This window comes from Halorubrum sp. Ea1 (genome assembly GCF_002252965.1).
GTDB lineage: Archaea > Halobacteriota > Halobacteria > Halobacteriales > Haloferacaceae > Halorubrum.
Genome location: NZ_NHPG01000062.1, coordinates 23,661 through 30,048, shown reverse-complemented (window position 1 = coordinate 30,048; position 6,388 = coordinate 23,661). Strand labels below are relative to the sequence as shown.

General features: G+C 65.8%; 8 protein-coding genes. 6 read left to right on the top strand and 2 right to left on the bottom strand.

The window, feature by feature from the left end; genetic code table 11:
* On the bottom strand, positions 1-499 hold a 499-nt coding region (locus DJ73_RS20260), incomplete at its 3' end, for a hypothetical protein (protein ID WP_176451106.1).
* A 419-nt stretch (positions 500-918) separates the two neighbouring features.
* Here DJ73_RS20260 and DJ73_RS08585 point away from each other — a divergent pair.
* Genes DJ73_RS08585 through DJ73_RS08580 form a run of 3 tightly spaced genes read left to right on the top strand, consistent with a single transcriptional unit; the run spans position 919 to position 1,914 of the window.
* A complete protein-coding gene (locus DJ73_RS08585) occupies positions 919-1,539 on the top strand; it encodes a hypothetical protein (RefSeq protein ID WP_141212532.1) in 621 nt (206 codons plus the stop codon).
* The gene (locus DJ73_RS20255; protein ID WP_158217275.1) at positions 1,532-1,693 is read left to right on the top strand and encodes a hypothetical protein; all 162 of its coding nucleotides are present in this window, start codon (positions 1,532-1,534) and stop codon (positions 1,691-1,693) included. Before DJ73_RS08585 ends, DJ73_RS20255 begins: the two co-directional genes overlap by 8 nt.
* Entirely contained in the window at positions 1,690-1,914 is a 225-nt protein-coding gene (locus DJ73_RS08580) for a hypothetical protein (protein ID WP_094525758.1), read from the top strand. Before DJ73_RS20255 ends, DJ73_RS08580 begins: the two co-directional genes overlap by 4 nt.
* 167 nt (positions 1,915-2,081) lie before the next feature.
* On the opposite strand, the gene DJ73_RS08575 is transcribed toward DJ73_RS08580, so the two are convergent.
* Positions 2,082-2,378 carry a HalOD1 output domain-containing protein gene (locus tag DJ73_RS08575; RefSeq protein WP_094525759.1) on the bottom strand — a complete coding sequence of 99 codons (297 nt, stop codon included), beginning with the start codon at positions 2,376-2,378 and terminating at the stop codon, positions 2,082-2,084.
* Positions 2,379-2,594: 216 nt separating this feature from the next.
* On the opposite strand from DJ73_RS08575, the gene DJ73_RS08570 reads away from it, so the two are divergent.
* From DJ73_RS08570 to DJ73_RS08560, 3 genes are all read left to right on the top strand, one after another.
* The gene (locus tag DJ73_RS08570; protein ID WP_094525760.1) at positions 2,595-3,080 is read left to right on the top strand and encodes a response regulator; all 486 of its coding nucleotides are present in this window, start codon (positions 2,595-2,597) and stop codon (positions 3,078-3,080) included.
* 110 nt (positions 3,081-3,190) lie between these two features.
* Positions 3,191-4,372, top strand: coding sequence for a bifunctional sugar-1-phosphate nucleotidylyltransferase/acetyltransferase (gene glmU / locus DJ73_RS08565; protein ID WP_094525761.1), 1,182 nt, complete (start codon positions 3,191-3,193; stop codon positions 4,370-4,372).
* 152 nt (positions 4,373-4,524) lie between these two features.
* Entirely contained in the window at positions 4,525-6,372 is a 1,848-nt protein-coding gene (locus DJ73_RS08560) for a CARDB domain-containing protein (protein WP_094557774.1), read from the top strand.
* Positions 6,373-6,388 lie beyond the last annotated feature (16 nt).

The window sequence follows — 6,388 nt, the reverse complement described above, 5'->3', positions numbered from 1 at the left end:
TCTCGTTGCCGGTTTCGCTATCGGTCTCGTTGCCGGTTCCGCTGTCGGTCTCGTTGCCGGTTCCGCTGTCGGTCTCGTTGCCGGTTCCGCTTCCGCTTTCCTCGTCAGTGCCGGTGCCGCTCTCGTCGTCGGTGCCGGTCCCGCTCTCATCGTCGGTGCCGCTCCCGCTCTCATCGTCGGTGCCGCTCCCGCTCTCGTCGTCAGTGCCGGTGCCGCTTTCGTCGTCGGTGCCGGTGCCGCTTTCGTCGTCGGTGCCGGTGCCGCTTTCGTCGTCAGTGCCGGTGCCGCTCCCGCTTTCGTCGTCGGTGCCGGTGCCGCTCCCGCTTTCGTCGTCGGTGCCAGTTCCGCCGTCGGTGCCGGTTCCGGTTCCGCCGTCGGAGCCGTTTCCTGTCCCGTCTGACGGCCCTTCCGGTTCGTCCGAACAGCCGGCGAGGCCGACGACTCCGGCCGCACCGACGAGGCTAACGAACTTCCGGCGATCGAGTTCTTTTCGTACCATGGGTTGAACCCATCGACCCATCCGTGCTCCTTGCCCATTGCTACGAGTCAGGTAAGCGGATAATCGCGCTGTTAATGATCAGCGGGACGGTGAAACCCGGTGTAACTGCGCGGTACGACGGTCGAAACGGCGATGGGCCGCGAACGACTGGTGTCGGTTCCGAGGCGACGGCGCTCTCGGTCGACGAGCCGCGGTCCAGCCGTCCGAATCGACCGGTTTTGCACGTCGGCGACCGGTCGAACGCGCACGCGGTTTCCCTCGTCTTACCGCGGGGTAACCGAACCGGTTACGCGAGTGTTGTCAGAGGTATATGTAGTTGGTCGTCCCGGTTTCTCGTACAGATGAGCAACAGTCGGATATCGTCCGGACGTCCGCAGGCAGAGTTCCCCGCCGAGCGATCGACCCCCACGGAGCCGTCAGTGGACCCCACGGATCGGTCCGTCGGCGAGCGGGCACGCCGGGCGGCGATCCAGGTCTGTAAGGGGTACCGAGCACACGACGACCGCGCCCGGTCAGCCGCGGTCGACGCGTTCGCGTTCGTCGATGACGCGCAGTTCGAACACCTCGACGCGGCCGAAGCCCGCTCCGCGGCGACCGCGCTCGTCGACGCCCTCTGGGCTAAAGACGACGTCGAGGGGTCGTTCGTTTCCGACGGCGTCGTCGAACGGCCGGCCGCCCTCTCGGCCGCCGAGTGGGACGACGTCGAGTCGCCCCTGCGTCGCCGCGCCCGCATCGTCGGAATGGACGAGGCGTACGGTCGACTGACGACCGAGAGCTGGAAACGGCACAAAGTCGGCGGAGAGTACTCCCGCCCCGCGCTGGAGGCCCAGCGCATCGAGGTCGCCGCCGCGATCGGAACCGAGGAGTATCCGACCAAGGACCGCGCGGGCCGGAGCGGCTTCGGCGAGCTCCCGGCGAGATACCTCGTCGCGATCGAGCTTCACGACGACCGGAACAACCGGTCGTCAGATCGGGCCATCGACGTGATGACGCCGTACTTCGAGACCATTCTCGCGGCGCACGAGGGCGACGATGTCTGACTGCTCGCCGGACACCCACCTCGTCGCGGCGAGGGAACTGCTGGTCGCGGTCGGACAGCGACACCCCCACATGCCGTCGGAACAACGGGCGCTCGTTCAGGAGGCGATCGAACACGTCGACCGGGTGCAGGACGCCAGAGGGCGAGATCGATGACCGGCGAGGACTCGGTGGGCGACCGGCCTGCTCCAGCCGACGAGACGAACATGGACTGGCCCGTCTTCAGCATCCGCCACACGTACTGTCCGGAAGACGTCGCTCCGAGCGTTTCCTTCGAGCCGAACGAGCTCGTGATGTACGACACGTCATCCGACATCGACGGTCGCTGGATATCCGCGTCATACGGTTCTCACACGCCGATATCAGACGTTCGGTGATCCGACCCGCAACCGCCGACGCCCGGCGCGCGTCTGCGACGGGTTCCACTGGCGGAGTTTGAATTTCGGCGTCGTTATCGACTCACGGTGTTGTTTTCCACTCTCGACGGCGTTGTCGACTCTCGGCGGCGTCGCTGACTCACTTCGTTCGCCCCCGACAGAGCCCGCTATTCGACCACGAAGATAGCGCCGTCGGCCCGAATTTGGAGCGTGAGGTCGGAGACGACGAGAGACAGTTGCGCGTCTTCGCCGCCCGCCTCCGACGTGAACAACCGATCGAGCGCGTCGGGATCGACGATGCGCTGTATCCCGACGTCGAACTGCTCCGGTCGCCGATCGGTGACGATGGCGACCGCGTGCGTGCACCGCGTGAGTTGCTCCTCGTCGGCACGCCAGTCAGGCGGGAACCGGTGGACGTACTCGTCCTCCGACGGAGAGGGAGGCCCGTGATAGTTGGGATCCATACCCGAAACTTCGGTTCTGTTCTTGTTAATCTTTGCCACCGTACAGGTAACCGCCCCGGTGACTTCGTGGTAACGACCCCGATTCGGCGTCGGTTCGTCGCCGTTTTCGGCGCGAATCCGACGAAACTGGATGCAATCCGCTCGAACCGATTCCCATAATTATAACAGCACGTCACCTAAGACAGAGCCGAGTCACGCAGGTGGCTGTTGGTCGACATGGACAAGGACACCACTCACTCCGGGACGGTGCTGATCGCAGAGCACCATTCGCCAACCATCCGTCTCCTCGAGCTCGCGTTCGAGGAGGTCGCACCGGAAGTCACCGTCGAGTTCGTGAACACGGGAACCGCCGCGATCGAACGGCTGGCGAGCGTCGAAGACGGCGCCAGACGCCCGGAACTCGTGCTTCTCGATCTCAACCTCCCGCTGAAAAGCGGGCACGACGTCCTCAGATGGCGTATGGGCTCGGACGACGTCGGCAGAATCCCGGTCGTCGTCGTCTCGGACACGTCGGACCCCACCGCCGCACGTCTGTGTTACGATCTGAACGCCCAGGCGTTCATCAGTAAACCACAGGGCTGGGAGGGGTTCCTCGACCTCACGAGCGTGCTCGTGAAACACTGGTTTCAGTACGCGGAGAGCCCGGCGATCCAGTTCCCCTCCGACGGCGCGCAATCGGAATTCGAGCCGACGGAGCGGTGAGCCACCGGACCGACGACAGCGCTCGCGTCTCCCGAGCCGCCTCGTCGACCGCGACCGGAGGCATTAGATCCCACTTAAGTATGGGAGCGACGCGACTACCGCGGCACTGAATGCAAGTCATCGTCCTAGCGGCCGGTCGCGGCACCCGGATGCGTCCCCTCACCGAGAACGTCCCGAAGCCGATGCTGCCCGTGGGGTCGGCTCCGATGGTGGAACGCGTCGCGGAGGCGGCTGTCGACGCCGGCGCGGAACGGCTCGTCTTCGTGGTCGGCTACGAACAGGCGTCGGTCCGCGAGCACTTCGGGTCGCGTTACGAGGGGGTTCCGGTGACGCACGTCGAACAGGACGAACTGCTCGGCACGGCGGACGCCGTGCGGGCCGCGGCCGACCACGTGGAGGGTCAGTTCGCCGTCCTTAACGGCGACAACATGTACGACGCCGAGAGCCTCCGCCGGCTGTTCGACTCCGGCCCGGGCATCGGCGCGTACCGCGTCGAGACCCCCTCGAACTACGGTGTCCTCCGGACGCGCGGTGACGCGGTAGAGGGGCTCGTCGAGAAACCGTCCGACCCGCCCTCGGACTTGGTGAACGCCGGCGCGTACGTGTTCCCGGCGGACGCGACCGCCCTCCTCGACGTTCCGAAGAGCGAGCGCGGCGAGTTCGAGCTGACCGACGTGGTCAATCGCGTCATCGACGACCGGCCGGTGTCGTTCGTCGAGTTCGATCGATGGAGCGACGTCGGGCGCCCGTGGGAGCTCCTCGAAGCGACCGCGTCGGAACTGGAGCGGCAGCCGCGGCGGCTCGACGGCTCGGTTCATCGGGAGGCGACGGTCTCCGGGAACGTCGTCGTCGAACCCGGCGCGTCGGTGAAACGTGGAGTCACGATCGAGGGCCCCGTCCGGATCGGGGCCGGGAGCACCGTCGGGCCGAACGCATACCTCCGCGGCGCGACGTATCTCGGCGCCGACGTCCGCGTCGGGAGCGGCGTGGAGATCAAAAACAGCGTCCTCATGGCCGGGACCGCCGTCCCGCACCTCTCGTACGTCGGGGACAGCGTTCTCGGTCGCGACGTCAACCTGGGTGCCGGAACGAACGTCGCGAACCTCCGACACGACCGTGAGCCGGTGAAACACACGGTGAAAGGCGACCGGGTGTCGACCGGCCGTCGGAAGTTCGGCGCCGTGATCGGGGACGGCGCTCGAACCGGGATCAACACCAGCCTCGACCCCGGCGTCACCCTCTCGGCGGGCGCGACGACGACGCCGGGGGAGCGCGTTTCGCGCGACAAATAGCCCGTCGCGTCCTCACCGTCAGGGGTCGTCTGTCGCGCCGTCGTCGTCGCCGGCAGCCGAGTCACGCTCGTTGCGGGCGGATTTACTAGGGCGATAATAACGGCCGGAGAGCGCGAACCCTCCCCTATCACACAGCGGGGACTCCAGTTCCAATGACACAACCAAACCGACGGCGACAGTCGTCGAGCGACAGTATCGACCGCCGGCTCCAGCAGCTGCTGATCGTGTTCGGGATCGGCCTCTTCATCGCGGGGCTGGCGTTCGCCGGATTCTTCGGTGGGGTGGCCGGAGCGATCGGATCGCTCACCGACGGCGGAGCGAGCACACCGGACGCGGGTGACACGTCCGAGCCGCCGACCGCCCCGGACGACGACGGGACGGAAAACGAATCGTCACCGGACGGGGGCGACGGCGAGACCACGGCGGACGAGGACGGGAGCGACGGTGAGACCACGGCGGAGGATGAGACCGGCGCGCCCGAGTTCGACGTGGTCGAGCTCAGTGTCTCCGAGGAGGCGACGGCCGGCGAGGACGCAACCGTCGAATACACCGTCACGAACGGCGGCGATGCCGACGGTTCGACCGATGTCAGCGTCAGGCTCGGCGATGAGCGGGTCCGGTCGTACTCCGTCAGCATGGACCCCGGCGAGGAGGAGACGTACCGTCACAGCGTCGACACGGACGGGGACGACTCCGGGACGTCCCGGGTCTTCGTCGAAACGGATCACGACAGCCAGGACGCCCGGATCGATCTGACGGAGAACGACAGCGAGAACGGCGACGACCGCGCCGATGGGGATAATCGTCACAACGGCGACGACCGCGCCGGTGGGGATAATCGTCACAACGGCGACGACCGCGCCGGTGGAAACGACAGCGACGACGGCCGGAACAACGACGACGAGAACGACAGCGACGACGGCCGGAACAACGACGACGAGAACGACAGCGACGACCGCGCCGGTGGAAACGACAACGACGACGGCCGGAACAACGACGACGAGAACGACAGCGACGGGAACGACGGCGACGACAGCCAGACCAACGGTGGAAACGACAGCCAGACCACCGACAGCGACGACAGCCAAACCACCGGTGGAAACGACAACAGCGACGACAGCCAAACCACCGACAGCGACGACAGCCAAACCAATGATGGCGGAAATAGTAACGCCGGTAGCCGGAACAGCGGTGACGGAAACACCGATGACGGCGGAGACGGGGACACTCGCCCCGCCGAATTCAACGTGACCGGGCTCAACGCCCCCGAGGACGCGACGGTCGGCGAAACGGTCTCCGTCGAATACACCGTCGCCAACGATGGCGGATCCGACGGCTCGACCGACGTCGATCTCTCGTTTGGCGACGAACAGGTCCAGTCGGACTCCGTCAGCGTGGACGCCGGCGAGCAGGAGACGTCTCGACATACGGTCAACACGAGCAGATACGACCCCGGAACGCGCCGGGTCGTCGTCGACACTGGCGACGACACGCGTGAGATTCAAATCGAACTGACGGAGAACGACACAGATGACGGAAACGCGACGGACAATGTAACCACGACCGACGGCGAAAGCGCGACAGACGGCGGAAACACGACTGATAGCGAAAACACGACCGATAGCGGAAGCGCGACAGACGATGTGAATGCGACCGACGGAGGAAACACGACTGATAGCGGGAACGCGACCGATGGCGGAAACGCGACTGATGGCGAAAACGCGACGGACGATGTAACCACGACCGATGGCGGAAACGCGACCGATGGCGGGAATACGACGGACAATGGGAATGCGACTGACGGCGGAAATGCGACTGACGGCGGAAATGCGACCGACGGCGGAAACGCGACCGATGACGGGAATACGACGGACGATGACGGGAATACGACGGACGATGACGGGAATACGACGGACGATGACGGAACCACGAGCGACGACGGTGGAATTCTCGGAACAGACCTCTTCGCCCCGCTAGCCTCCCCGCTATCAACTGTCTAAAAGACGGTGAGAGCGG